A 25,187-nucleotide genomic window follows, 5' to 3' on the forward strand; every position below is an offset into this window, starting at 1 on the left:
GACGGAGACCTGCCCCTCGCAGCATCCGATCGGCCCTTCGTGAACTCAACGAGGAGGCAAGGGATGGCAACGCACACCCTGGAGACGGCAGAGCGTCCGAGCGTCGAAGAGCTCGAGGACCTCGCGTTCGAACTGCGCACGAAGCTCCTGCACCTGTGCGGGACGTACGAGGGAGCGGTGCACATCGGCGGAGACCTCTCCGCGGCCGACATCTTCACGGCCCTCTACCACTACGGACTGCGCGTCGACCCGGACGACATCGCCAACCCGGCCCGCGACCGGTTCGTGCTCAGCAAGGGCCACGCCGCCGTCTGCATGTACATCGCGATGGCGATGCGCGGGTTCTTCTCGTACGACGGCATCGTCGAGACCTACGGCCAGCTCGACAGCGCCTACGGCATGCACCCGTGCAAGGTGCAGCTGCCCGGCGTCGAGTGCTCGACCGGCTCGCTCGGCCACGGTCTGCCCCTCGCAGTGGGCATGGCGCTCAGCGCCCGCCACCGTCGCGAGGACCACCGCGTCGTGTGCCTCCTCGGCGACGGCGAGACCGGTGAGGGGAGCGTCTGGGAGGCGGCGATGGCCGCCCGCAGCAACGAGCTCGGCAACCTGGTCGCCTTCATCGACCGCAACCGCCAGCTCATGACGAGCTTCGCCGAGGAGCGCGTCGTGTTCGAGCCCTACCCCGACAAGTGGCGCGCGTTCGGCTGGAACGTCGTCGAGGTCGACGGGCACGACATGGGGGCGCTCGTCGCGGCGATCGACGCGCTGCCGGCCACCGACAGCGACCGGCCCACGGTCGTCATCGCCGAGACCGTCAAGGGCAAGGGCGTCGACTTCATGGAGCACAACCTCGCGTGGCACGCGGGCTCTCTCGGCGCCGCCGACCTGGAGCGGGCCCTCGCCGCCCTCGAGTCCACCCGCAACAAGGAGAGCGTCTGATGCCTGTCACCTTCACCTTCGGCGAGTTCCTCGGTGCCCGCTCGGTCATCGGGTCGACCCTCGCCGAGCTCGGCGAGACCCACGAGAACCTGTGGGTCATCACCCCCGACATCGGGGCCACCCTCGTGGAGTTCCGCGACAAGTACCCCGACCGCTTCCTCGACGTCGGCCTCGCCGAGCAGGTCAGCGTCGGCATCGCGGCCGGCCTCGCCTACGACGGCAACATCCCCGTCGTCTCGGGCATGCTGCCCTTCCTCAGCATGCGCGCGCTCGAGCAGATCCGCACCGACGTCTGCTACCCGAACCTGCCCGTCAAGATCATCGGCACGCACGGCGGGCTCGTCGGCAACGGCGGATCGACCCACTACGCGGTCGAGGATCTGTCGCTCATGTGCTCGCTGACGAACATGACCGTCACCTCCATCGGCGACCCGCTCATGGTCGGCGAGATCATCCGGCAGTCGATGACGATGCAGGGGCCCCTCTACATCCGCCTCGCCGTCGGCAAGAAGGACAAGGTCCTCTACGAGCCCGGCGAGCACGAGGTCCGCATCGGGAAGGGAATCGTGGCGCGGCAGGGCACGGACGCGACGATCTTCACGCACGGCACGACCGTCGCGCAGGCGCTCGAGGCGGCCGAGAAGCTCGCCGAGGACGGCCGGTCGATCCGCGTCGTCGACATGTTCACGCTCAAGCCCATCGACGAGGACCTCATCCTCCAGTGCGCCGACGAGACCGGCGGCCGGTTCGTCGTCCTCGAGGACCACCTCGCCTACGGCGGGCTCGCCACCCGCATCGCCGACGTCATCGCCGACCGCGGTCTGTGCCTGAAGGGATTCGAGCGCCTCGGCATCCCGCAGGTCTACGCCGGCTTCGGCGAGGACGAGCAGCTGCGCGACAAGTACGGCTACGGGCTCGAGGCGACCATCGCCGCGACCCGCCGCGTGCTGGCCGCGTCCTGAACACCCGCCATTCTCAACGGAGAGATCGATGAAGACAGTCGCCGTCACCAAGATCGGCAGCCTGCGCGACCCCGACGAGTCGACTCGGGGGCGGGTCGGCCTGGTCGACTTCCCCGACCAGCCGCTCGGGCCCGAGGACGTCCGCATCCGCGTCGCCTACGCCGCGATCTGCGGATCGGACCCGCACCTCGCCGAAGGTTTCTTCGGCACCGACGTGCCCATCGGGCTCGGCCACGAGATCTCGGGGGTCATCGAGGAGCTCGGCGAGCGCGCGAACCGCAACGGCCTGCAGGTCGGCGACCGCGTCGCCGGCAACTTCCTGAAGTTCTGCGGCACGTGCCGTCCATGTCAGGCGGGCGCGCAGCAGTTCTGCGAGCACATCCAGGACTACAACCGTCCCGGCATGGCCGAGACGATCGTTTGGCACGAGTCCCAGGTCTACAAGCTGCCCGACGACGTGTCGCTGCTGAAGGGGTGCCTTCTGGAGCCGACGTCGGTCGCCGTGCGCATCGCCGACAAGACGCGCGTTCGCGTCGGCGATCGCGTGGCGGTGTGCGGCGGCGGGCCGATCGGCCAGCTCGCGCTCCAGGTCATGAAGATGTACGGGGCGACCTCGCTGACGATGATCGAGCCGATCGCCGACCGTCGTGACATGGCGCTGCGCCACGGCGCCGAGCATGTGATCGACCCCGTGGCCGAGAACCAGTTCGAGCGCACCGACGAGATCACCGGCGGAGCGGGCTTCGACGTCGTCATCGACGCCTCGGGCTCGACGCGCGCGGTGAAGGGGCTGCTCGACATCGCGGCCAAGGGCGGCATGGTCGTCTACGGCGCGATGTACCCGCACGACTTCGAGATGCCGCTGAACCTGTCGGACTACCTGTACCTCAAGGAGCTCACCCTCACGGGCGTGTTCGTCTCGCCCTACGCGTTCCCGCGGGCGCTCCAGGTGCTGCCCCACCTCGACGTCGACGAGCTCACCGAGGCCGTGTTCCCGCTCGACCGCGCCGAGAAGGCATTCGAGGTCCACGTCAGCGGCGCGTACCCCAAGGTCGTCATCCGCTGCAACGAGATCCCGGAAGAGACGGTGACGTCATGAGCGACGAGGCTGCGGAATCCGCCCCCCTCGCCCTCGAGGCGAGCGGCATCGTCAAGCGCTTCGAGGGCGTCCACGCCCTCGAGAACGCCCGGCTGGACGTGCGCCCGGGCGAGATCCACGCGCTGCTCGGAGAGAACGGGGCCGGCAAGTCCACGCTCATCAAGGTGATCACCGGGCTGTACGACGCGGACGCCGGCGAGATCCGGGTGCGGGGCGAGAAGGTCGAATTCGACAACGTGCGCGAGGCCAACGCCGCGGGCATCGTGGCGCTCTACCAGGAGCTGTCGATCATCCCGACCATCAGCGTCGCCGAGAACATCCTGCTGGGGGAGCAGACCCCCTCCAGCGGCGGCGTCGTGCAGTGGGGGAAGCTCCGCAAGCGCGCCCAGGAGCAGCTCGACAAGATCAACAAGAAGATCCCCCTCGGCAAGCTCGGCTTCGAGCTGTCGCCGGTGCAGCAGACGATGGTGGCCTTCGCGCGGGCGCTCGCCACCGACGCGAAGATCCTCATCCTCGACGAGCCGACCGCGTCGCTGACCGACACCGAGATCGTCGACCTGTTCACGGTGCTGCGGGGGCTGCGCGACCAGGGCGTGGCGATCCTGTACGTCTCGCACCGCCTCGAGGAGGTCTTCGAGCTGTGCGACCGCCTCACGATCATGCGCAACGGTCAGACGATCGTCACCAAGGACGTCGCCGACTCCCACGTCGACGAGGTCATCTCGACCATGGTCGGCCGCGCCGCCGATGAGCTGTTCCCGGCGCGGGCGACCTCGATCGGCGAGCCGGTCATGACCGTCGAGGGGCTCACCGGACGTCGCGTGCAGGACGTCTCGCTCCAGGTGCACGCCGGTGAGGTCCTCGGCGTCGGCGGACTCGCCGGGGCCGGACGCAGCGAGCTGCTGCGCATCCTCTCGGGCGCCCAGAAGCACGTGCACGGCACCATCGCCGTCGGCGACGAGATGCTGCCGCATTCGCCGGGCGTCGCCCGCGCGCTCGAGGCGGGCGTCGCGCTCGTCCCCGAGGAGCGGCGCAGCCAGGGCGTGATGCTCAAGGCGTCGATCCAGGACAACATCGCCATCGCCAACCTCCCGTCGGTGAGCACGTCGGGGGTCGTCGCGGGCGGCCGCATCATCGACATCGCCAAGCGCGGCATGCAGGACCTGCAGATCAAGGCGCGCAGCCCGCGCCAGCACGTCGGCGAACTGTCGGGCGGCAATCAGCAGAAGGTCGTGCTCGCCAAGATGCTCGCGCGAAAGCCGCGCGTGCTGCTCATGGACGAGCCCACACGCGGGATCGACGTCGGCACGAAGGCCGAGATCTACCGGCTCATCCGGCGATTGGCAGAGGACGGAACGGCGATCATCGTCGTCAGCTCCGAGCTGCCCGAGCTCATCGGGATGAGCGACCGGATCATCATCATGCACGAGGGGCGGATATCGGGCGAGGTCCCCGCCGAGGATGCGGACGAAGAGGTCCTTCTCGCCTACTGCTACGGAAAGACCGGAAAGTGACCATGACGAACAACGACAAGGCTCCGACGACCAGCACCGTCGTCATGGGCCACGCATCGAACGCCGGGAAGTGGATGCTGCAGGGCGGGACGCTGGTCGCCCTGATCGCGCTGATCCTGTTCTTCTTCCTGATGCGACCGGACGTGTTCCTGGGATTCACCAACGTCCGGAACATCCTCTACCAGGTCTCGATCCTCGCGATCATCGCGGCGGCGCAGACGATGGTCATGGTCGTGGGCGACTTCGACCTGTCGGTCGGCGCGAACTCCTCCCTGGCGGGGGCCACCGCCGCCGCGCTCATGCTCGGGGGGACGCCGATCCCGATCGCGATCCTCGCGGCTCTCGTCGTCGGCACCCTCATCGGCCTCTTCAACGGCTATCTCGTGGCGTATCTGAAAGTGTCGGCGTTCGTCGCGACGCTCGCCTCGATGACCTCCGTCATCGGCATCAGCTACCTCGTGACCGGGGGGACGACGCTGTTCAACTTCCCGCCGGAGTTCAACGCGCTCGGGCAGGGACGGCTGTTCGAGATCCCGCTGCCGGTGTACTTCGCGGTCGTCGTCGCGCTCGCCACGTGGTTCGTCCTGCGCTACACGACCATCGGCCGGCGCTGGTACGCCGTCGGCGGCAACCACGAGGTGTCGCGCCTGTCGGGCGTGAACGTGCGGCGCGTGCGCCTCATCGCCTTCGTGCTCGCCGGCACCGTCTCGGCCCTGGGCGGCATCCTGCTCGCCGCGCGGCTCGGCAGCGCCAGCGCCACCCAGGACGGCAACAACATGATGTTCGCGGTCGCCGCGGTGTTCCTCGGCATGACGATCGCCCGGTCCGGGGCCGCGAACCTCGTCGGCACGATGATCGGCGTCATGATCATCGGCGTCCTGGCCAACGGCCTCAACATCCTGGGCGTCAACGCCTACATCCAGCAGGTCATCACCGGCCTGATCATCGTGGCCGCGGTCACGCTCTCGGGGCTGAGGAGCCGAGAACGCTAGCGACCCACACGAGCGGGCCCGCCCGCTCACGCACCGAAGAGAAAACGCATCACTGACAAAGGAGTGCAACATGCGTAGCTCACTGAAGACGCTCGCGGCGGTCGCCGCCGTGGCGACCCTCGCCCTCACCGGCTGCTCGTCCGGCGACTCGGGCGGTTCGACCGATGGCGGCGGCGGAGACGAGCCGTTCCGCGTCGTGGCCTTCACCTCCGGCAACCAGACGCCCATCGGCGCGTGGTGGGTCAAGGAGGTCGAGGCGCAGGCCGAGGAGCTCGGCTGGGAACTGACGATGATCCAGGGTGACTTCGACTTCCAGAAGATGAACCCCGCGGTCGAGAGCGCGATCGGCCAGGGCGCCGACGCGGTGTTCGACGGCTACACCGACTACGCGTCGATCGGGTCGATCATCACCGCCGCGAACGATGCGGACATCCCGATCTTCGCGATCGACTCCGGCACCGAGGCCACCGACGCGTTCGTGCTCAACATCACGACCAACCAGCAGGGCATCGTCGACCAGACGCTCGGCGCGATCGACGAGGCGCTCGGCGGTATCGAGGGCAAGAACATCATGGTCATCGGGCACGACCCGCACCCCGGCATCCGGATGCGGTCCAACCTCGCCGCCGACGACCTCGTCGCCGCGGGCGCCGTGCTCGCCGGTGGCGAGATCCAGCAGGTGAAGTCGCCCGCGAGCGGCCGCACCGAGGCGCTCGCGCTCGTCGCGGACTACCTCGCAGCCAACCCCGACGGCCTCGACGCCGTGTGGGTCGGCTGGGACGACGCCGCCCTCGGCGCGTCGCAGGCCGTCCAGGAGGCCGGTTCGTCGGCGTTCGTGACGGGCGTCGACGCGGTGGCCGAGGCCATCGCCGCCATCGAGGCCGGCACGATGCTCGCCACGATCGAGCAGCCCTGGCCGTCGATCAACGACGACGTCATCGCGTCGATGGTCGAGTACCAGAACAGCGGCACCCTCCCCTCGAGCAACTTCGAGACGGTGGACACCACTCTGGTGAACGAGTCCAACGCTGCCGACATCACCCCGTCGGACCAGCTGGGCTGACACAGGCCGGCGGGGACGCCCGAGGGCGTCCCCGCCGCTTCCCCCGACATCCACCTGCAGCGAGGCAGAGAAGAGGAACGCGCATGCGTTTGAAGGACAAGGTCGCCCTCATCACGGGCGGCGCGAGCGGAATCGGACTGGCGACGGTGAAGAAGTTCATCGCCGAGGGCGCGAAGGTCGCCATCGCCGACATCAACGTCGAGCAGGCCCAGCAGGTCGTCGACCAGCTCGAACCCGGCAGTGCCGTCGCCGTCGGCGTGGACGTGTCGAAGCTGGCCGAAGTGGAGGCCGCGGTCCAGAGCGCCGTCGACGCGTTCGGAAAGCTCGACGTGATCTTCAACAACGCCGGGATCGCCGGCGGCAAGCCTCTGCTCGATCAGGACCCGGCCGTCGACTACGAGCCGATGATCCGCGTCGACCAGGACGGCGTCTACTACGGCATCCTCGCCGCGGGGCGCCAGTTCAAGAAGCAGGGGACCGGCGGCGTCATCATCTCGACCTCGTCGATCTACGGCGAGCAGGCGGCCGAGCTGTCGTTCTCGTACAGCGCGGCCAAGGCCGCCGTCATCTCCTTCACCCGATCGGCCGCCTACGAGCTGGCGGAGTACGGCGTGCGGGCCGTCGCCATCACGCCGGGCCGCGTCGCCACGCCGATCATCAACCAGTTCTCCGACGAACTGAAGGCGACCTTCGCCTCGGAGCAGCTGCGCAACAAGATGACCGCGCCCGAGGAGATCGCGAACGTCGTGGCGTTCCTCGCCTCGGACGAGGCGAACGTCATCAACGGCACCGTCGTGCACGTCGACGACGGCTACTCGGTGTTCAAGCAGCGCCTGGATCTGCCGGTCTTCTAGCAGGACGTGGCCATGACCTTCGAACTGGACATCGCCTGCCACCTCAGCGCCCTCGTGCCGGATCCGTCCGGCGACGCGGTGCCGGCGGCGCTCGACGCCGTCGCGGCGGCCGGCTACCGCCGGGTCGTGCTGCCGCCCATGCCGCTCGACCTCGCGGAGGCCGAACGCCTGCGGGTGCTCATCACCGACCGGGGGCTCGAACCCATCGCGATGTGCGGGCAGACCCCCGACGCCGACGTGTCGTCGCCGGATGCGGCGGTGCGCGAGGCCGGGCTCCGGTCGCTGCGCGAAGCGCTCGCATTCACCCTGGCGCTCGGTGCCGACCAGCTCAACGGCGTGCCCTACGCCCCGTTCGGCGCGAGCGCGCCGACCGGCGCGGACGCCATCGAGCGGTCTGCCAAGGACGTGGGGCTCCTGGCCGATGAGGCGCATGACAGCGGCGTGACGCTCACCTTCGAGGTCCTCAACCGCTACGAGACCTCGTTCGTGAACACCGCCGACCAGGCGATGCGCTACGTCGAGCTCAGCGGCTCGGATCATCTGCGCATCCACCTCGACACCTTCCACATGGCCGTCGAGGAGGCCGACATGAGCGCGGCGATCCGCACCGCTCTGCCTCGGCTGGCGTTCCTCGAACTCGGCCAGTCCGGGCGCGGGCTGCTGAGCCAGGGCACGGTGCCCGTCGCCGACGTCGTCCGGCAGGCGCTGGACGACGGCTACGAGGGACGGTTCGGGCTCGAGGCGTTCTCGCGCCCCCTCATGGCCGAGCCGGTCGCCGACATGCTGGCGATCTGGCGCGACACCTACGACGACGGCACCGTCATCGCCCGCGACGCGATGGACGTCATCCGTCAGGGCTGGGCCGCGAGCACGGTGGGCCGGCGCGCCCAGCGGCTGGCGCGGGGCGCCACCGGCCCCATCCCGCAGACGGCGTGAGATCCGCGCCCCGAGATCCACAGGGAGAATCATGACGATCATCCAGGACACCGACGTCCTCCTCGACCCGGCGGCCTTCGGCGGCCGGATCTTCATCGACGGCGAATGGGTGCCCGGCGCGGGCGGCACGGTCGACTCCGTCGCACCCGCCACCGGCGAGACGGTCGCCACCGTCGGCCTCGCCGGGCCCGAGGACGTCACGCGGGCCGCCCGCAGTGCGGCCGTGGCGCAGAAGGAATGGGCGGCGCTGCCGCACCCGGCACGTGCGGCGGTGCTGCGCAAGGCCGGGATGCTGTGGGAGCAGTACGCCGACGAGATCTCGGGCTGGAACATCCGCGAGGTCGGGGCCATCCCGCCGCTGGCCGGATTCGCCCTGCACGTGACGGCGGCGGAGTGCTACGAGGCCTCCGCCCTCCCCTCGGCGCCGCTGGGCTCGATGCTCTCGAGCGAAGAGCCGCGCCTGTCGCTGACGCAGCAGATCCCGGTCGGGGTCGTCGGCGTCATCTCGCCGTTCAACGTCCCGCTCATCCTCGGGATCCGGGCCGTCGCTCCCGCGCTCGCGCTCGGCAACGCGGTCCTCCTCAAGCCCGACCCGCGCACCATCGTGACCGGGGGTGTGGCCTTCGTCCGCATCTTCGAGGAGGCCGGCCTGCCGCCGGGGCTGCTCCAGCTCGTCCCCGGGGGCGCCGATGTCGGCCAGGCGATGATCGAGGACCCGCACGTGCGCGTCATCGCCTTCACCGGCTCCACGCGCGCCGGCCGCAGCGTCGGCGAGCAGGCCGGCAAGCACCTCAAGCGCGCGCACCTCGAGCTGGGCGGCAACTCCGCCTTCATCATCCGTGAGGACGCCGACGTCGACCAGGCGGTCAATCTCGCCACGTGGGGCTCGTTCCTGCACCAGGGGCAGATCTGCATGACGGTCGGCCGCCACATCGTCCACGAGTCGGTGTTCGACTCCTACGTCGAGAAGCTCGCGGCGAAGGCGGACTCGATGGCGGTGGGCGATCCCGCGGCCGGCCCCGTGCACCTCGGCCCGCTCATCGACGAGGTCCAGCGCGATCGCGTCCATTCGCTCGTGATGGATGCCGTCGCCCACGGCGCCGAGCTGCGCGCCGGAGGCAGCTACGAGGACCTGTTCTACCGGCCGACGGTGCTCGCGAACATCCCCGCCGATGCTCCGGCGTACTGCGAGGAGGTCTTCGGGCCGGTCGCCTCGGTCGTGTCGTACTCGACCGACGATGAGGCGGTGGAACTGGCATCCGCCACCGACTACGGACTGTCCCTCGGGATCGTCACGAAGGACGCGCTCGCCGGATGGGAGCTCGCGCAGCGGATCCCGACGGGCATCGTCCACATCAACGACCAGACGGTCAACGACGAGGCGAACACGCCGTTCGGCGGCACCGGCTCCTCGGGCACCGGGTCGCGCCACGGGGGCGTGCAGGCCAACATCGACGCCTTCACCGAGACGCGCTGGATCACCATGCGCCGTGAGCCGGGGCAGTTCCCGCTGTAGCGGTCCGCTCTCCTTCGACGACACGGGGTCTTCCGCTCGAGCCCGTGTTCCACTTCCGGTCGCCTGCCGCTGTCGCGGCCGACAGGAAGTGGGACACGACGCGCTGACGGGGACCCCGTGTTCCGTGCGGCGAAAGTGGCGTTGAGCAGCGGCATCCGCCCCTCCACAGTGGAACGGACGCGTCGTGGGCCCGCCCGACGGACGGCTTCGGAGGAGAACCAGGATGCTCGATCGCCGCGTGGCGCTGATCACCGGATGCGGGAAGCCCGACGGTGCGGGGCGGGCGATCGCCGCCCGGCTCGTCGAGGACGGCTTCGCGGTGGTCGTCACCGACCGCGCCCCGCAGGGCGTGCCGAACGCCGGCGAGCAGGCGCGTGACGGCGGGGACGGCATCGCGGACTTCGCGGCCGAGGTCGAGGCATCCGGCGGCACGGCGCTGGCGCTGACCGGCGACATCGGCGACCCCGTCGACGTCGAGCGGATGGTCGGCGACGTCCTCGCGCGCTTCGGACGCATCGACGTGCTCGTCAACAACGCCGCCGCGCCCCAGGGCCCCGACCGCGTCGACATCGCGGACGTGCCGTTCGACGCGTGGAACGAGATCCTCCGGGTGAACCTCACGGGCGTCTTCCTCATGAGCCAGGCGGTGATCGGGCCGATGCGCGCGCAGCGCTACGGGCGCATCGTGAACATCTCGTCGATGGCGGGGATCGACGCAGCTCCGCGCTCGACGGCGTACTCGGCCTCGAAGGCGGGCGTGCTCGGCTTCACGCGGGCGCTCGCGATGGACGTCGCCCGCTGGGGGATCACCGTCAACGCGATCTGTCCCGGCCTGGTCAGCACCAGCCGGTCGATGCTCGGCCGGCGCGACGCGGACCGCGACGAGGCGATGCGCATGATGGGCGCCCGGATCGCCGTGGGCAAGGTAGGCCGCCCGCACGACGTCGCGAACGCGGTGGCCTTCTTCGCCGACGAGCGCGCGGACCACATCACGGCGCAGGAGCTCCCGCTCGACGGCGGCGGGCTCAGCGCATTCCCGCTGGCCGGACCCGACGACGCCGCGGCGCCCGTCCGGTGACCGGCCGGCAAAGACGACGAGACGACGAGACGAAGGAGTCATCGATGGACGCACAGACCGATTGGCCGATGCCGGTGGAGGACGCGCTGGCGGGATCGACCGGGCCGTGGCTCACCGGAAAGGTGGCGGTGGTCGCCGGCGGCGGCCTGAGCGGCCCCGAGGGCGGCATCGGGTTCGCCCTCGCGTGGATGTACGCGCGAGACGGCGCGGCGGTGGCGGTCCTCGACCGCGACGCGGCTGCCGCCGAGCGCACGGTGACGGGCATCCGCGAGGCCGGCGGCACGGCCGAGGCGTACGTGGTCGACCTCACCGACGACGCCGACGTCGCCCGCACGATCGACGCGGTCATGGAGCGGTTCGGCCGCATCGACGTCGTCGCCGACTCGATCGGCGGCGGCGGCGTCGAGGGCATCTTCGACACCACCGAGGAGGCGTGGGACTTCGCCATGGACCTCAACCTGAAGTCGGCCTGGTTCCTCATGCGCCACGCGCAGAAGCACATGACCCGGGGCGGGGCCATCGTGCTGATCTCGTCGGGCGCCGCCGAGGGCCGCGGACCCGGCCTGCCGTACAGCATCGCCAAGACGGCGCTCGAGAAGCTGACCAGCGGTGCGTCGGTGTCGCTCGCGGCGCGCGGCATCCGTGTCAACTGCGTGCGCGTCGGGATGATCTGGGGGGCGTTCGCCGCGAAGGGGATGTCGCAGGAGCAGCGCGAGTTCCGTCGCCAGAACGTGGCGATGCAGGTCGAGGGAAACAACTGGGACATCGCGTCGGCCGGCTTCTTCCTCTCGACCGATCAGGCGCGCTGGGTCAGCGGGCAGGTCATCGCCGTCGACGGCGGCGGCTTCGCGCCGCGCGATGTCGGGGCGGCCGGCTCGCCGTCGGCGAAGAAGAAGGACTGACCGCCCGGAGCGCATCCGCCGGCCCGGAGCAGGCGACGAGGCGAGGCGGGTGCTCTCGTCTCGGTCAGCGGGGCTCGAGCACGAAACGCTCGCGCCCGGCGAAGATTCCGACGATGCCCTGCCCGATCAGCACGGCCATGAGCAGGACCAGCGGTGCCAGCCATCCGGCGGTGATCGCGTGCAACCACCCGAACACGGGCGGGCCGATGGCCGCCACGACATAGCCGACCGACTGCGACATTCCCGACAGGGCGCTCGCGCCGTCGTGGTCGCGCGCCCGCTGCGCCATGAGCGTGAGCGACATGCCGAGCGAGGCGCCCGAGCACAGGCCGGTGAGGATCACCCACCCGGTGATGCCCGATGGCGCGACGATGAGCCCCGAGAGTCCGACGATCCCGAGGATCGGCAGCAGCGCGGGGGCGAGCGCCTCGACACGGCCGCGCAGGGCGAAGGGGAGGGCCAGAGCGCCGCCGACGGCGGCGATCTGATAGATCATCACGTCGACCCCGGCCGCGATCGACGAGCGCCCCGTCGAGGTCGAGATCGTCGCGAGCCACGTCACCTGCATGTAGAACGACGCCGACTGCAGGCCCATGTACGCGGCGACGATCCAGGCCACCGGGTCGGACCAGATGCCGGTGCGTCCGTGGCTCCGGCTGCGCCCGGAGCCGTGCCCGCGGCCCCGCGTCGCCCATCCCCAGACGACGATCGCCGGCAGCAGCAGGACCCCGCCCGTGACCAGCAGCGAGAAGCGCCAGCCGGCCGGCTCGCCGCCGAGCGGGATCTGAGACACGGGCACCGCGACGCCCGACGCGATCGCACCGAACCCGCCGAGGAGCCCCGTGTACAGCGCCATGACGAGGGGGACACGGCCGCCGAAGTCGCGCTTGACCACCGCGGGCATCAGGACGTTCGCAATGGCGAGCGCCACCCCGATGAGCACCGTGCCGATCCACAGGCTCGCCGTGGGGCCGGGCAGCGATCGGACCGCGGTGCCGAGTGTGAGCAGCAGCAGCGACCACAGCACCACGCGCGACATGCCGAAGCGCTGGCTGAGGTCGTGGGCGAAGGGCGAGACGATCGCCCAGGCGGCCAGGGGAACGCTCGCGAGCAGGCCGAGGGTCGCGATGGCGAGGCCCGTGTCGGTCCCGATCTCGTCGAGCAAGGGGCCGACCGCCGTGATCGTCGGCCGCATGTTCATCGCGACCAGGCACACCGCCGCGAACAGCGCGATCGTCGCACCCCGCGTGCGGGTGACACCTATGTCCATAGGTATCGGACTCTACTCCGGTCGGGGGCGGCGGGAGTAGCGTGGGCGCGGTGACCGACGGCAGCGCGCGGCCCGATCCGGGTCGCCCACACCCCGCGCCGCGTGCGGCCTACGCCGTCGGGCTGACGGCGGTGATCGTCCTGGCGGCGGCGATGCTGCGTTCGCCGTTCGTCGCCGTGGCGCCGGTCGCCGGCGTGATCGGCGAGGACCTCGGCGTCACGGCGGGGGTCGTGGGCCTGCTCACGAGCATCCCCGTGCTGTGCTTCGCCGTCTTCGCGCCGCTGGCGATCGTCGTCATCCGGCGGGCGGGAGCCGATGTCGCCCTCACGCTGAGCCTCGGCGGATCGGTCATCGGATGCGTCGTCCGCTCGCTCGGCGGGATCGAGGCGGCCATCGTCGGAACCGCGATCATGGGTGTCTTCCTCACGATCGGCAACGTCGTCATCCCGGTGATCATCGCCCGCGACTTCCCGCCTCGGCGGGTCCACACGATGACCGGGGTCTTCACGTCCTCGCTCAACGTCGGGACGATGATCGTCACCCTGTCCACCGCGCCGCTGGCGGAGATCGTCGGCTGGCGCGGTGCGCTGGCGGCGTGGGCCGGATTCGGCCTCGCCGCGCTGGCCGTGTGGATCCCGCTGCGCGGCCTGCGGGCCGCGTTCGTCCCGGCGCCGGGGCCGGCCACGGCTGCGCCGATCGAGCAGGCACCGGTGCTGCGGTCGCGGGCGACGTGGCTGCTGGCGGCGGCGTTCGCCGGTCAGGCCTTCGCCTTCTACGCCACGACCGCGTGGCTGCCGACGCTGCTGGCCGACCAGGGGCTGTCCGACTCCGCCGCGGGCGCGGTGGCGGCGATCTTCCAGGTCGCGGGCATCGCCGGCAGCATGACGATCCCGCTCGTGACGATGCGCTCGTCCATGGTCGTCGGCGTCGCCGCTGTGGCGGCCGGCTGGCTCTGCATCCCCCTCGGGTTCCTGTTCGCACCCGGGCTGTGGCTGGTGTGGTGCATCGTCGGCGGTGTCGCGCAGGGCGGCGGCATCACGTCGGTGTTCATCATGATCAGCGGGTTCGGCGGCGATCAGCGCGCCACCGCCGCTCGGTCGGGCATCGTGCAGGGCGTCGGCTACGCCGTCGCCGCGGCGGGCCCGATCGCGCTCGGCGTCATGCACGAGGCGAGCGGGGCGTGGACCCTGCCGCTGCTCGTCCTGCTCGGGGCCGTGCTGGTGTTCCTCGTGTGCGGTCTGCTCGCCGCCCCGGCGATGCGCCGCCCCGCGGCGAGCGAGGCGGCGTAGCAGCGGGTCACGCGAGGCGGTCGAGGCCCTCGAACGGCCAGCCCGTGTACGCCTCGGCGAGGTACCGACGGCCGTTCTCCGAGTCCACGACGCTGCGCAGCTCGCCGAGCTGGCGGTGGCGGTCGAAGTCGCTGGCGTCGGGCGCCACGTGGAGCATCGAGGTCATCCACCACGAGAAGTGCTGGGCCTTCCAGATGCGCGCGCTCGCGGTCTCGGCGTACTCGTCGAGCAGCCGCTCATCGCCCTCGAGCAGCAGGGCCCGAAGCGCGCCGACGAGCACGATGACATCCGCGATGGCGAGGTTCATGCCCTTCGCGCCGGTGGGCGGCACGGTGTGCGCGGAGTCGCCGATGAGCGCGACGCGTCCCCGGCGCAGCTCCTGCGCGACGAAGCTGCGGAAGCGCAGCACGCCCCGCTGGAAGATCGGCCCCTCCGTGAGCGTCGTGCCCGGCACACGCGACTGCAGCTCCTCCCACAGCTGGGCTTCGCTGTACGAGTCGGGGTCGGTCTCGGGGTCGCACTGGAAGTACATGCGCTGGATCGTCTCGGACCGCTGGCTGATGAGCGCGAAGCCGTTGGGGGAGTTGCTGTAGATGAGCTCCTCGGCGCTCGGCGGCGCCTCGCACAGGATGCCGAACCACGCGAACGGGTACTCGCGGAAGTAGCCGCCGTGCGACGATCCCGTCACCGTCGGGCGGACGACGCTGCGCGAGCCGTCGCCGCCGACGACGAACTCCGCCTCGATCTCGAGCGGCTGCCCCTCGGCATCCGTCGCGTACACCGTCGGCCGGTCGGTCTCGGCCCCCTCGACGCGATCGGCCGTGACGCCGAAGCGCAGATCCTGACCGGCGGCCATCCGGGCGGCGATGAGGTCCTTCAGCGCCTCGTGCTGCGGGTAGAGCCACACCCCGCGGTCCACGAGGCCCGCGAAGTCGATGCGGTGGCCGGCGCCGTCGAAGCGCAGCTCGATGCCGTCGTGGCGCACGCCGACGGTGCGGGCGCGCGAGAACTCGCCGAGACGGTCGAGCATCTCGACGGCTCCCTGCTCGAGGATGCCGGCCTTGATCGTGCTCTCGATGTCCTCGCGGGTGCGCTGGTCGATGACGATGGACTCGATCCCGAGTTCGTCGAGCAGGTGCGAGAGCAGCAGGCCGGCGGGGCCGGCGCCGACGATGGCGACGCGGGTGCGGACGGTGGTCATGTCGTCTCCTTCGACGAGGTGCGGATGCCGTCACCAGTGTCGACGCTGCGAGCCGCGCTCGCCGCATCCGTTCCCATTGAATGGGTGAGGAATCTCAGTCGCGGTCGGAGCGGAGGGCCTGCTCGATGCCCCGGGCCGCCGCGCGGAGAGTCACGACGACGTCGTCCGTCGACGCATCGCGCGGGAGGATCACCGACAGCGCCGCGATGACGCGGCCGCGGTCGCGCACCGGCACGGCGACGCCGGTCGAGACCGATTCCACCGACCCGGGCGAGACGACGTAGCCGTGCTCGCGGATGCCCGCGAGGATGCGCCGCAGCGCGGTCGGGTCGGTGACCGTCTCGGGAGAGATGGCCGGCAGCGGCCCGGTCAGCACGCGGTCGAGCACGTCGTCCGGAGCGTGGGCCAGCAGCACCAGGCCCGACGACGACGCGTGCAGCGCGAGTCGGCCGGCCACGCGCGTGATGTTCGCCCCCGCCGACGGGTGGGACAGCCGCTCGAGGAACAGCGCCTCGTCCTGCTCGAGCACCGCGAGCTGGGTGTGCTCGCGGATGCGGGCCTGAACGCCCTCCATGAAGGGCAGCGCCGCCTGGCGCAGGCGCAGCGCGTCCGAGCCGCGGAGCGCGAGCTCCCACAGCCGCATGCCCAGGCGCACGCGGTGCTCGTCGTCGCGCTCGAGCAGGCCGCTGCGGACGAGGTCGTCGACGAGGCGATGCGCCGTCGAGGACGGCAGCCCCGCGCGCCTCCCGATGTCGGAGGCCGTCTGGACCGTGCGATCGGCCGTGAACGTCTCGAGCACGCGCACGAGCCGATCGATCACGGAGTCTCCGGACGGCGAGTTGGCCACGGGCTCACTGTGCCATGCCCGAGCGAACCGTGTCCCGCTTCTCGTCGCCCACGCCGTCCGAGGCCGACGAGAAGCGGGACACGGATGCCGCAGCCGAGACGGCCCGGCGCCGCGGCGGTAGCGTGAAGGCGTGGGGAACGCGGGGAACGCACCCGGCGGCGAGGGCGTCGTCGACCGGATGCTGCGCGTGCTCGACTGCTTCACCGAGGATGAGCCCGAGCTCACGGCCGCCGAACTGGCCGAGCGTACGGGGCTCGCCTCGTCGACGCTGCACCGGCTGCTCGCTCAGCTCGTGTCGCTGCGCCTCCTCGCGCGCGCTCCCGGCCACCGCTACACGATCGGCGTGCGGCTGTGGGAGCTCGGCGAACTGTCGCCGCTGTCGCTCCAGCTGCGCGAGACGGCGCTGCCGCACATGATGCGCCTGTACGAGGCGACGGGCGAGAACGTGCACCTCGCCGTGCTCCATGGGGCGACGCCCGAGACCTCGGTCGCCCTCTTCGTCGGCAGGGTCACCGGGCGCGCGTCGATCGCGACCCTCAGCCGCATGGGCGGGCGCGGCCCGCTGCACGCGACCGGCGTCGGCAAGGCGCTGCTGTCGACGCGGGACGACGAGTGGCTCGAGGAGTACTTCCGCGCGCCGCGCGAGCGCGAGACGGTCCACACCGTGATCGCCGAGGCAGCGCTGCGCGCCGACATCGCGCAGGCGCGCTCGCGCGGGTACGCCGTCACGCGCGAGGAGATGACGCTCGGCAACATCTCGGTCGCGGCGCCGCTGGGCGCCGTCGAGGGGCTCCCGCCCATCGCGATCGGTCTCGTCGTGCACCTCGATCGCGCCGATGAGCGCCGGCTCGGTCCCCTCGTCGTGCAGGCGGCGCGCGATCTCCAGGAAGACCTGCGGCGGCGATGACCGACACGCCCCCACGCGATCCGGCCCCGCGCGCCGGGCTCGCCGGGCGTATCGTCGATCACAGCCTCGACATCGGAGTGGAGGGACCCTCATGACCACACCGCCCATCGCCCTCGGCACCCCCGTCGGGTACGCGGATGCGCCTCTGCTGGTGCTCGGGCCGGCGCTCGGCACATCGACGATCCTGTGGGAGACGGTGATCCCCAAGCTCGCGGAGCGCTATCGCGTCATCGCGTGGGACCTCCCCGGCCACGGTGCCGCGGAGCCCGCGACGGAGCCCTTCACGATCGGCGACCTCGCCGACGCCGTGGCCGAGGCGCTGCGCACCCACGAGCACGAGCACTTCCGCTACGCCGGTATCTCGTTCGGCGGGGCCGTCGGGCTCGAGCTCATGCTGCGGCATCCCGGCATGGTCGACGGCGCGGCGCTGCTGTGCACGGGCGCGAAGCTCGGCGAACCCGACGGCTGGCGCGACCGCGCCGCACTGGTGCGCGCGTCGGGCACCTCGTCGCTCGTCATCGCGTCGGCCGAGCGCTGGTTCGCGCCGGGGTCGATCGCCCGCGAGCCCGAGCTCACCGGACGCCTGCTGCAGGCGCTGCAGGATGCCGACGACGAGAGCTACGCGCTGTGCTGCGAGGCGCTCGCCGCGTACGACGTGCGCGATCGGCTGCACGAGATCGAGCCGCCCGTGCTCGCGCTGTGGGGAGAGTTCGACGCCGTGGCACCCGAGTCCGCGCTGGTCGCGATCGCCGACGGCGTGCAGGAGGGCGGCGCGGGGTGGATAGCGGATGCCGCGCACCTGCCCCCGGTCGAGCAGCCCGCCGCGGTGGTGAAGGTGCTCGGGGAGTTCTTCGCCGGCATCGACGAGCGCGTGTCGGCCTGACCGCGAGCGAGACGCGCGAGCCGGTGTCCGGTCGTGGGGACGGAGGAGCGGTCGGCTGAGGTGAACCGCGGGCCCTGCGGCATCCGCTCTAGGCTGACGCCGTGAGCACCACGACTTCCGAGCCCGTCGCCGGGCACGACGACCGCGTCACGATGCGGTTCCTGAGCCTGCCGCACGATGCCGCCGCGGGCGGCGCGACCGTCGCCGCCGGCAGCGTCATGGAGTGGATCGACCAGGCCGCCTATGCGTGCGCGGTCGGCTGGAGCGGCGGCTACTGCGTCACCGCGTACGTCGGCAATGTGCGGCACGCGAGCCCCATCAAGCCCGGATCGCTCGTTGCTGTGCACGCGCGCATCGTGCACACCGGGTCCTCGAGCATGCACGTGGCCGTGACCGTCGAATCGGCCGACATCCGCGACCGCGTCTACACCGCCAACACGACGTGCATCCTCGTGTTCGTCGCCGTCGGCGAGGACCGCAAGCCGGTGCGCATCCCCGCGTGGGCGCCCGCGTCCGAGACCGATCGCGAGCTCGCCGCCGCCGCGGTCGCGCGCATCCCCGCGCGCGACGCGATCAAGAAGGCGATGCTGACCCAGGAGTACTCCGAGGCGACCGAGGCGCCCCGCTCCGTGCTGCGGTTCCTCGTCCCGCCGAGCTCGGTCAACTTCGGCGGCGCGGCGCACGGCGGCACCGTCATGCGCTGGATCGACGAGGCGGCGTTCGCGTGCGCGGCGAGCTGGTCGAGCGACCAGGCCGTCGCGGTGTACTCCGGCGGCATCCACTTCCTCGCGCCGGTGCGGATCGGCCACGTGATCGAACTGGACGCCAGACTCATCTACACCGGCCCGCGAAGCATGCACATCTCGGTGCGCGTGCTCACCGCCGATCCCCGCACGCCCGACGCGAAGGTGCTGTCGACCCAGTGCATGCTCATCTTCGTCGATCGAGGGGCGGATGCCGCCCGGCCGGTGCGGCGCTGGGAGCCGTCCCTGCCCGAGGACGTGGCCCTGACCCAGCACGCCGTCGACCTGATCCACCGCCGCGAGGAGCTCGTGCCGATCCCCGCCGAGGTCACGCTGCGGGACTAGCCGACGCAGAGCTGATCAGCGCATCGCGTCCGTGGGGTCCTCGAGCGCCTGCACGTGCTGCTCGTCCGCGTGCTCACCCGGTCGGTACAGGAGCATCAGGAGTCCCCACACGGTGAAGGCGAGCGACACCGACACCAGCGCGGTGTACAGCGCGACGTCGAGCGCGGGGAACGCGCCGATCAGGATCAGGGTGATCGAGGTGAGCATGAGGACATGAAGCGGAAGTCCGACCGAGATGAAGACCCGGCTGAAGGTGCGGTGGCGCTTGCCGAAGGCAGGCTCGGGTGTGCGGTTGACGACGAAGACGAGGACGGCGTAGAGGGGCACGGCCGTGATCGCGCACGTCAGCCACAGGACGCGGCCCGAGAGACCGAACTGGGCGAGGACGACAGGCAGAAGCGCGAGGACGATGACGAAGGAGCCCATGGTCACGAGCGCCCTGAGCAGATAGCTCGCGAAGGCGTCTTCGGCGCCGCCGTTGCGCATCGCGATCAGGGCGCCGAAGCCGACGAAGACGCCGGCGATCTCCGCCAGGTGGAGAAACAGCTCCTCGTTCATCGCGCACCTCCCCCGGTCCGCGATCCGGTCATCGCCCGCACCCGGCGAGCCCGTGACCCGTGACGCCCGGCAGAAGGACGCGGCCGTGCCGCGTGATTCCCCATCGCCGAGGACGAGGCACCGCTCGTCGGCGCTTGCCCATGAGCCCGTACTGCCGCCGCCTTCCGCGCCCGCTTCGGCGGAAGCGGATCCCATACGAGCATGACGAGGGTCCACGTGGCGAAGGCGAGGACCGCGGTGACGGCGGTCGCGTACAGCGTCGGTTCGATCGCGGGTGCGACTCCGAGGAGGATCACCAGCAGCGTCCCCGCGATGGCCAGATGAAGCGGAGCGCCGAGCGACATGAAGGCGAGTCCGTACGCGCGATGCCGCGACTCGTACTCACCGCTCAGTTCGGGCGTCCGGTTCAGCATCACCACGATGGCCACGTAGACCACGGCGGCGACCGCCGCGCAGACCACCCACAGCGCATGGCCGGCCAGGCCGTAGCCGACCATGAGCACCGGCAGCAGCGCGAGCAGAACCACGCCGCTCCCCATCCAGACGATCCCGCGGAGGTAACCGCGGGCGTGCGGCTCACGTGCCTCGGCGGAGCGCAGGCTGATGAGCGCGCCGAAGCCGACGTAGACGCCGCCGATCTCGGCCAGGTGGAGAAACAGCTCCTCGTTCATCGCGCACCTCCGGCGGTTCGCGACCCGGACCGACCGGTGGCGGCCTCCGGGCCCGCTCGCGTTCACGAAACCGCGGAACAGGCGGGCGCGCCAGAGTCTTTGGGCCCGTCGTCACGAGCCCCGTGCGCTCTCAGTCGATGCTCTCCCCGATCGGCACGAAGTCGATGACGCCGCGGATGAGCTCGCCGGCGTGCATGTCGGCGTACGCGTCGTTGATCTGGTCGAGCGTGTAGCGCTTCGTCACGAGTTCGTCGATCTTGATGCGGCCGGCCGTGTACAGCTCGAGGATCGTCGGCATGGCGTCGCGCGGCGAGCCCATGCCGAACAGGGCCCCCTGGATGCGCTTCTGCATGAGCGCCGCATTCGAGGCGTTGAAGCCCGGGATCGGGCCGTCGTCGTCCGCGGGGCCGAGTCCCGTCACCACGACCGTGCCGCCCTTGCGGATCGCCTCGAAGGCCTGGCCGATGTGCTCGTTGGTGACGACCCCGGTCGTGACGATCGCCGAGTCCGCGCCCTGTCCGTTCGTGATGGATGCGGCGAACTCCTGCGCCGCGGGCATGTCGGCGAACACCTCGGTGGCGCCGAACTGCGGCGCCCATTCCAGCTTGCGCGGCGCCGGGTCGACGGCGATGACGTGGCTCGCTCCCGCCAGAGACGCGCCCTGGACGGCGTTCATGCCGATCCCCCCGACACCCATCACGATGACGACGTCGCCCGGGCGCACGTCGGCGGCGCTGGTCGCGGAGCCTACGCCCGTCTGCACGGCGCACGCGACGAGGCAGACGCTGTGCAGCGGCAGCGACGGGTCGATCTTGATCAGCGACGTCTCGTCGAACACCTGCCACTCCGAGAAGCCGCCCAGTCCGGTCATCGTCGCGATCTCGACGCCGTCGGCGCGCATGCGATAGCCGCCCGACGGCTGCTCGCCGATCATGGCGTTCCCGCCGGCGTCGCAGAGGTTCTGCTGCCCGCGCGCGCACCACTTGCAGCGTCCGCACGAAGGGACGAACGACGTCAGCACGTGGTCGCCGACCGCCAGATCCGTGACAGCGGAGCCGACCTGCCGCACGACGCCGGCGCCCTCATGCCCGGCGACGACGGGCGGATGCTCGAAGGGAAGGTCGCCGGTGGCGATGTGGTCGTCCGAGTGGCACATGCCCGTCGCGACCATCTGGACCAGGACCTCGGTGGGGCCGGGGTCGTCCAAGTCCACCTCGCGGACCTCCCAGGTGCCGGGGGAGGTCCACAGGACTGCGGCACGTGTCTTCATCGTCGCCTCGCATCGGTCACGCGCCCGCGAACGTCGTTGTCGGGGCGCTGTGCCGAATCTTCCCAGGAGTGCGGGCGCGCCGCGATGGGGCTTCCGCCGGAGAGCAGAGGCGCTCCGGCGTAGAGGGCCGAGGTGGACAGACATCCGCGATCGCCGAGCGGGCACCTCTGCGGCCGGGCCGCCGACCCTACGGCGCGGGAGCCTCGGCGGCGCGCGCGGCGTCGGCGGTCGCCTGGACCTCGGCGGCCGCTTCGGCGAAGATGCCGCGCATCCATGCGTGCTCGGGGTCGCGTTCGTGCACCGGATGCCACCACAGTGCGTTCGCCGTCGGCGCGGCGTCGAAGGGTGGCTCGAGAACACGCAGACCGCCGTTGCGGGCGATCATCGGCGCGATCGCCGACTGCACGATCCCCAGGCGCCGAGTGCCGGTCACGAAGTGCCCGAGTGACATGAAGCTCTCGACGACGACCTCGACGCGAGGCTCGATGCCCATCAGCTGCAGCTGCCGGCTGGCGGAGGTGAACGCCGATCGCGACCGGTAGGTGAACACCCAGGGCGACTCCGACAGCAGGTCCATCGTGAGGCCGTCGGCGACAGCGTCGTTGTCCTCGTCCGCCACGATCACCCAGCGGTCCCGCCACAGATCCTGGAACGGAAGGTCGGTGAGGTAACCGTGCGGGATCACCATGGCATCCACCGAACGCAGGCTCGTGGCGGCGTCGTCGACGATGGGGGTGGTGTGGAGCATGAAGCGGAATCGGACGTCGGGGGCGACCCGTGCGGCGATGCGGGAGACCGCGGCGCCGACCGTGGCGAATCCGTAGTCGGAGCCGTACACCGAGAACTCCCGCGTCGAGTCGGACGGCGTCCACGTGGCCTGGCTCTCGAAGACCCGCCGCGCCGCGTCGAGGGCGATCGCCGTGTGCTCGGTCAGCCGGACCGCGAGCGGAGTGAGTTCGTAGGTGTTGCCGCGGCGGGCGAGGATCGGGTCGTTGAAGTGCGTGCGAAGTCGCGCGAGCGATGCGCTGAGCGCGGGCTGGCTCAGGTGCAGTCGCTCGGCCGCGCGTGTGACGCTGCGCTCCGTCAGCAGGGCGTCGAGCGAGACGAGCAGGTTCAGGTCGAGTCGCGACAGGGGATTATTGGCGGTCACGTCGTCGTGATCCTTCCGCGGTGTTTCGTCGTCGGATGCGCTGTCCAGCCCAACTATAGATCATGTGGATGCGCGGAATAGACGGAATCCGGTTCCCTTATGTACAGCGGCGATCGCAGGATGGTGTCACCACGAACGACAGCGTCGCGATGCCGCGGCCCTGTCGGGAGCACCACCGCCGTACGCGGCAGAAGGACACATCGATGACGACGTCTCACGGACCCGCCGCCCCTTTCGCGCTCGCTCGCTACCGCGAGGGTGCCGAGGTGCGCCTCGGGCTGGTCGCCGGCGACCGCATCCGGCCTCTCGATGCCGACGCGCTCGGCGCGCCGACGCTCAACGACTTCCTCGCCGCGCCCGACTGGGATCGCCTGGCCGCGCTCGCCGCAGAAGCGGACGACTCGTGGCTCCCGCTCGCCGAGGTCGTCCTGACCGCTCCCGTCGAGCCTCGCCAGGTGCTGCAAGCCGGAGCGAACTATCGCGAGCACGTCATCGAGCTCGTCGCCGCAGGGCTGACGAACAACACCGACCGGACGCCCGAAGAGGCACGAGCATTCGCGGCGAACCTCATGGACGAGCGCAAGAAGAACGGCGAGCCGTACTTCTTCATCGGCCTGCCGGCGGCGGTCGTCGGCGACGACGTGCCGCTCGTGCTGCCCTCGTACAGCGACGTCCACGACTGGGAGCTCGAGCTTGCGATCGTCATTGGCCGCGAGGCGTTCCGGGTCTCGCGCGAGGACGCGATGGACCACGTCGCGGGCTACACGATCGTTAACGACATCACGACGCGCGATCTGGTCTTCCGCAAGGACATGAAGGAGATCGGCACCGACTGGTACCGCTCGAAGAACGCGCCGGGATTCCTTCCGACCGGGCCCTTCCTGGTCCCCGCTGCGCACGTCGACGGCGGCCACCTCGCCGTCGCGCTCGACCTGAACGGCGACCGCATGCAGAACGGCAACACCGACGACCTGCTGTTCGACATCCCGGCGCTGATTTCGGCGGCGTCCCAGAACATGCCCTTGCTGCCAGGCGACCTGCTGCTGACCGGGAGCCCTCCCGGCAACGGTCAGCACTGGAAGCGATTCCTGCGCGACGGCGACGTCATGACCGGCTCGATCGAGGGACTGGGCACGCAGATCGTGCGCTGCGTCGCGGAGGACGCCTCGTGACCGCGCCCTCGGAGAACCCCGCCGACCTCGACCGGCAGAACCCCGAGGCCGAGATTGCCGCGCGCGCAGAGGCCTTCCGCAACTGGGGTCGCTGGGGCGAGGACGACGTGCTGGGCACGCTGAACTTCATCGACCCGGCCAGGCGCGTCGAGGCCGCCGGCCTCGTGCGCGCGGGCCGGGTCGTCTCGCTCGCGCAGGCGTTCGACACCGACGGTCCGCAGAAGGGCTGGCGCCGCCGCACCAACCCGGTCCACACCATGACCGACACGGGGACGGATGCCGAGCGCGGCGCCCAGGGCTTCCCCCACGGCATCGGCGGCGCGGACGACGTCATCGCGATGCCGCTTCAGTGCTCGACCCAGTGGGACGGCCTCGGCCACATCTTCGACCACGGCATGGCGTGGAACGGCCGCCGGGCAGGAGACGTCGTCACCAGCGACGGCGACCTGGTCACCGGCATCGAGCACGCGGCATCCGTCATCGTCTCGCGGGGCGTGCTGCTCGACGTCGGGCGTCACCTGAGCCCTGCGACCGGTGAGCTCGAGGACGGGTATGCCATCACCGTCGCCGACCTCGAGGCGACCGCGTCGGCGCAGGGCGTCGAGGTCGGCCGCGGCGACATCGTGCTCGTGCGCACCGGGCAGTATGCGCGCACCCGCCGCGACGGCTGGGGCGACTACGCCGGGGGGCCCGCCCCGGGCCTGTCGCTGACGACGGCCGGGTGGCTTCATCGCACCGAGATCGCCGCGATCGCGACCGACACGTGGGGGTTCGAGGTCCGTCCGAACGAGTTCGACGCGCCCTCGTTCCAGCCGCTGCACCAGGTGGTGATCCCGAACATGGGGCTCACCATCGGCGAGATGTGGAACCTCGACGAGCTTGCCCGCGCGTGCGCCGAGTCCGGGCGGTACGCCTTCCTCCTGTCGGCCGCGCCGCTGCCGATCACCGGCGCGGTCGGCTCGCCGATCAACCCCGTCGCCATCCTCTAGACAACCCGAGACACCCGCAGGAACAGAGAGGTTCTTC

General features: G+C 70.9%; 24 protein-coding genes. 17 read left to right on the forward strand and 7 right to left on the reverse strand.

Features of this window, described 5'->3' with window-relative positions:
- The first annotated feature begins 63 nt into the window (after nt 1-63).
- From HD594_RS04930 to HD594_RS04980, 11 genes are all read left to right on the forward strand, one after another.
- Nucleotides 64-939, forward strand: a complete 876-nt coding sequence (locus HD594_RS04930) for a transketolase (protein ID WP_184749891.1) — start codon at nt 64-66, stop codon at nt 937-939.
- On the forward strand, nt 939-1,901 hold the full coding sequence (locus HD594_RS04935; protein ID WP_184749892.1) for a transketolase family protein: 963 nt from the start codon (nt 939-941) through the stop codon (nt 1,899-1,901). Before HD594_RS04930 ends, HD594_RS04935 begins: the two co-directional genes overlap by 1 nt.
- 28 nt (nt 1,902-1,929) lie before the next feature.
- A complete protein-coding gene (locus HD594_RS04940) occupies nt 1,930-3,000 on the forward strand; it encodes a zinc-dependent alcohol dehydrogenase (protein ID WP_184749893.1) in 1,071 nt (356 codons plus the stop codon).
- On the forward strand, nt 2,997-4,514 hold the full coding sequence (locus HD594_RS04945; RefSeq protein WP_184749894.1) for a sugar ABC transporter ATP-binding protein: 1,518 nt from the start codon (nt 2,997-2,999) through the stop codon (nt 4,512-4,514). The genes HD594_RS04940 and HD594_RS04945 overlap by 4 nt, the downstream gene beginning before the upstream one ends.
- A 2-nt stretch (nt 4,515-4,516) precedes the next feature.
- On the forward strand, nt 4,517-5,506 hold the full coding sequence (locus tag HD594_RS04950) for an ABC transporter permease (protein ID WP_184752564.1): 990 nt from the start codon (nt 4,517-4,519) through the stop codon (nt 5,504-5,506).
- A 70-nt stretch (nt 5,507-5,576) separates the two neighbouring features.
- Nucleotides 5,577-6,569 carry a sugar ABC transporter substrate-binding protein gene (locus HD594_RS04955; RefSeq protein WP_184749895.1) on the forward strand — a complete coding sequence of 331 codons (993 nt, stop codon included), beginning with the start codon at nt 5,577-5,579 and terminating at the stop codon, nt 6,567-6,569.
- A gap of 83 nt (nt 6,570-6,652) precedes the next feature.
- Nucleotides 6,653-7,423: an SDR family NAD(P)-dependent oxidoreductase gene (locus HD594_RS04960; RefSeq protein ID WP_184749896.1), complete on the forward strand. Its 771-nt coding sequence runs from the start codon at nt 6,653-6,655 to the stop codon at nt 7,421-7,423.
- Between the two features lie 12 nt (nt 7,424-7,435).
- Entirely contained in the window at nt 7,436-8,359 is a 924-nt protein-coding gene (locus tag HD594_RS04965) for a sugar phosphate isomerase/epimerase family protein (protein ID WP_184749897.1), read from the forward strand.
- A 31-nt stretch (nt 8,360-8,390) separates the two neighbouring features.
- Complete coding sequence (locus HD594_RS04970) at nt 8,391-9,875, forward strand: aldehyde dehydrogenase family protein (protein ID WP_184749898.1); 1,485 nt, start codon at nt 8,391-8,393, stop codon at nt 9,873-9,875.
- Nucleotides 9,876-10,098: 223 nt separating this feature from the next.
- Nucleotides 10,099-10,953 carry an SDR family NAD(P)-dependent oxidoreductase gene (locus HD594_RS04975; protein WP_184749899.1) on the forward strand — a complete coding sequence of 285 codons (855 nt, stop codon included), beginning with the start codon at nt 10,099-10,101 and terminating at the stop codon, nt 10,951-10,953.
- Between the two features lie 44 nt (nt 10,954-10,997).
- The gene (locus tag HD594_RS04980) at nt 10,998-11,855 is read left to right on the forward strand and encodes an SDR family NAD(P)-dependent oxidoreductase (protein WP_221446559.1); all 858 of its coding nucleotides are present in this window, start codon (nt 10,998-11,000) and stop codon (nt 11,853-11,855) included.
- A gap of 64 nt (nt 11,856-11,919) precedes the next feature.
- Here the strand turns inward: HD594_RS04980 and HD594_RS04985 are convergent, their stop codons facing one another.
- Entirely contained in the window at nt 11,920-13,125 is a 1,206-nt protein-coding gene (locus HD594_RS04985; RefSeq protein ID WP_184749900.1) for an MFS transporter, read from the reverse strand.
- A 50-nt stretch (nt 13,126-13,175) separates the two neighbouring features.
- On the opposite strand from HD594_RS04985, the gene HD594_RS04990 reads away from it, so the two are divergent.
- A complete protein-coding gene (locus tag HD594_RS04990) occupies nt 13,176-14,414 on the forward strand; it encodes an MFS transporter (RefSeq protein WP_271171307.1) in 1,239 nt (412 codons plus the stop codon).
- Nucleotides 14,415-14,421: 7 nt separating this feature from the next.
- Here the strand turns inward: HD594_RS04990 and HD594_RS04995 are convergent, their stop codons facing one another.
- Both HD594_RS04995 and HD594_RS05000 read right to left on the reverse strand, forming a co-directional pair.
- On the reverse strand, nt 14,422-15,615 hold the full coding sequence (locus tag HD594_RS04995; RefSeq protein ID WP_184749901.1) for a 4-hydroxybenzoate 3-monooxygenase: 1,194 nt from the start codon (nt 15,613-15,615) through the stop codon (nt 14,422-14,424).
- 94 nt (nt 15,616-15,709) lie between these two features.
- A complete protein-coding gene (locus tag HD594_RS05000; protein ID WP_184749902.1) occupies nt 15,710-16,462 on the reverse strand; it encodes an IclR family transcriptional regulator in 753 nt (250 codons plus the stop codon).
- Between the two features lie 130 nt (nt 16,463-16,592).
- Here HD594_RS05000 and HD594_RS05005 point away from each other — a divergent pair, with 130 nt between their 5' ends.
- The 3 genes from HD594_RS05005 to HD594_RS05015 all read left to right on the forward strand — a co-directional run bounded on the left by HD594_RS05005 (nt 16,593) and on the right by HD594_RS05015 (nt 19,340).
- Nucleotides 16,593-17,369, forward strand: a complete 777-nt coding sequence (locus tag HD594_RS05005; protein ID WP_271171308.1) for an IclR family transcriptional regulator — start codon at nt 16,593-16,595, stop codon at nt 17,367-17,369.
- A 91-nt stretch (nt 17,370-17,460) separates the two neighbouring features.
- Nucleotides 17,461-18,252 (forward strand): alpha/beta fold hydrolase, encoded by a 792-nt coding sequence (locus HD594_RS05010; protein WP_184749903.1) that lies wholly within the window; start codon nt 17,461-17,463, stop codon nt 18,250-18,252.
- Nucleotides 18,253-18,353: 101 nt separating this feature from the next.
- Nucleotides 18,354-19,340, forward strand: coding sequence for an acyl-CoA thioesterase (locus HD594_RS05015; RefSeq protein ID WP_271171309.1), 987 nt, complete (start codon nt 18,354-18,356; stop codon nt 19,338-19,340).
- A gap of 15 nt (nt 19,341-19,355) precedes the next feature.
- On the opposite strand, the gene HD594_RS05020 is transcribed toward HD594_RS05015, so the two are convergent.
- The 4 genes from HD594_RS05020 to HD594_RS05035 form a co-directional block, all read right to left on the reverse strand.
- The gene (locus HD594_RS05020) at nt 19,356-19,898 is read right to left on the reverse strand and encodes a hypothetical protein (protein ID WP_184749904.1); all 543 of its coding nucleotides are present in this window, start codon (nt 19,896-19,898) and stop codon (nt 19,356-19,358) included.
- Nucleotides 19,895-20,569, reverse strand: coding sequence for a hypothetical protein (locus HD594_RS05025; protein ID WP_184749905.1), 675 nt, complete (start codon nt 20,567-20,569; stop codon nt 19,895-19,897). Before HD594_RS05025 ends, HD594_RS05020 begins: the two co-directional genes overlap by 4 nt.
- A 130-nt stretch (nt 20,570-20,699) precedes the next feature.
- Nucleotides 20,700-21,839, reverse strand: coding sequence for an NDMA-dependent alcohol dehydrogenase (locus HD594_RS05030; protein ID WP_184749906.1), 1,140 nt, complete (start codon nt 21,837-21,839; stop codon nt 20,700-20,702).
- Nucleotides 21,840-22,026: 187 nt separating this feature from the next.
- On the reverse strand, nt 22,027-22,989 hold the full coding sequence (locus HD594_RS05035) for a LysR family transcriptional regulator (RefSeq protein ID WP_184749907.1): 963 nt from the start codon (nt 22,987-22,989) through the stop codon (nt 22,027-22,029).
- A gap of 203 nt (nt 22,990-23,192) precedes the next feature.
- On the opposite strand from HD594_RS05035, the gene HD594_RS05040 reads away from it, so the two are divergent.
- Both HD594_RS05040 and HD594_RS05045 read left to right on the forward strand, forming a co-directional pair.
- Nucleotides 23,193-24,161: a fumarylacetoacetate hydrolase family protein gene (locus tag HD594_RS05040; RefSeq protein WP_184749908.1), complete on the forward strand. Its 969-nt coding sequence runs from the start codon at nt 23,193-23,195 to the stop codon at nt 24,159-24,161.
- Nucleotides 24,158-25,150 (forward strand): cyclase family protein, encoded by a 993-nt coding sequence (locus tag HD594_RS05045; RefSeq protein ID WP_184749909.1) that lies wholly within the window; start codon nt 24,158-24,160, stop codon nt 25,148-25,150. Before HD594_RS05040 ends, HD594_RS05045 begins: the two co-directional genes overlap by 4 nt.
- Nucleotides 25,151-25,187: the final 37 nt, after the last annotated feature.

This window comes from Microbacterium thalassium (genome assembly GCF_014208045.1).
Classification (GTDB): Bacteria; Actinomycetota; Actinomycetes; order Actinomycetales; family Microbacteriaceae; genus Microbacterium; species Microbacterium thalassium.

Excerpts from the sequence above, each read along its gene's own strand:
- HD594_RS04945 (WP_184749894.1), top strand. The coding sequence starts at position 2,997 with ATGAGCGACGAGGCTGCGGAATCCGCCCCCCTCGCCCTCGAGGCGAGC.
- HD594_RS05010 (WP_184749903.1), top strand. The coding sequence starts at position 17,461 with ATGACCACACCGCCCATCGCCCTCGGCACCCCCGTCGGGTACGCGGAT.
- HD594_RS04960 (WP_184749896.1), top strand. The coding sequence starts at position 6,653 with ATGCGTTTGAAGGACAAGGTCGCCCTCATCACGGGCGGCGCGAGCGGA.
- HD594_RS04955 (WP_184749895.1), top strand. The coding sequence starts at position 5,577 with ATGCGTAGCTCACTGAAGACGCTCGCGGCGGTCGCCGCCGTGGCGACC.
- HD594_RS04995 (WP_184749901.1), bottom strand. The coding sequence starts at position 15,615 with ATGACCACCGTCCGCACCCGCGTCGCCATCGTCGGCGCCGGCCCCGCC.
- HD594_RS05025 (WP_184749905.1), bottom strand. The coding sequence starts at position 20,569 with ATGAACGAGGAGCTGTTTCTCCACCTGGCCGAGATCGGCGGCGTCTAC.
- HD594_RS05020 (WP_184749904.1), bottom strand. The coding sequence starts at position 19,898 with ATGAACGAGGAGCTGTTTCTCCACCTGGCGGAGATCGCCGGCGTCTTC.
- HD594_RS04980 (WP_221446559.1), top strand. The coding sequence starts at position 10,998 with ATGGACGCACAGACCGATTGGCCGATGCCGGTGGAGGACGCGCTGGCG.
- HD594_RS04970 (WP_184749898.1), top strand. The coding sequence starts at position 8,391 with ATGACGATCATCCAGGACACCGACGTCCTCCTCGACCCGGCGGCCTTC.
- HD594_RS05030 (WP_184749906.1), bottom strand. The coding sequence starts at position 21,839 with ATGAAGACACGTGCCGCAGTCCTGTGGACCTCCCCCGGCACCTGGGAG.
- HD594_RS04935 (WP_184749892.1), top strand. The coding sequence starts at position 939 with ATGCCTGTCACCTTCACCTTCGGCGAGTTCCTCGGTGCCCGCTCGGTC.
- HD594_RS04940 (WP_184749893.1), top strand. The coding sequence starts at position 1,930 with ATGAAGACAGTCGCCGTCACCAAGATCGGCAGCCTGCGCGACCCCGAC.
- HD594_RS04965 (WP_184749897.1), top strand. The coding sequence starts at position 7,436 with ATGACCTTCGAACTGGACATCGCCTGCCACCTCAGCGCCCTCGTGCCG.
- HD594_RS04930 (WP_184749891.1), top strand. The coding sequence starts at position 64 with ATGGCAACGCACACCCTGGAGACGGCAGAGCGTCCGAGCGTCGAAGAG.
- HD594_RS04975 (WP_184749899.1), top strand. The coding sequence starts at position 10,099 with ATGCTCGATCGCCGCGTGGCGCTGATCACCGGATGCGGGAAGCCCGAC.
- HD594_RS04950 (WP_184752564.1), top strand. The coding sequence starts at position 4,517 with ATGACGAACAACGACAAGGCTCCGACGACCAGCACCGTCGTCATGGGC.
- HD594_RS05040 (WP_184749908.1), top strand. The coding sequence starts at position 23,193 with ATGACGACGTCTCACGGACCCGCCGCCCCTTTCGCGCTCGCTCGCTAC.
- HD594_RS04985 (WP_184749900.1), bottom strand. The coding sequence starts at position 13,125 with ATGGACATAGGTGTCACCCGCACGCGGGGTGCGACGATCGCGCTGTTC.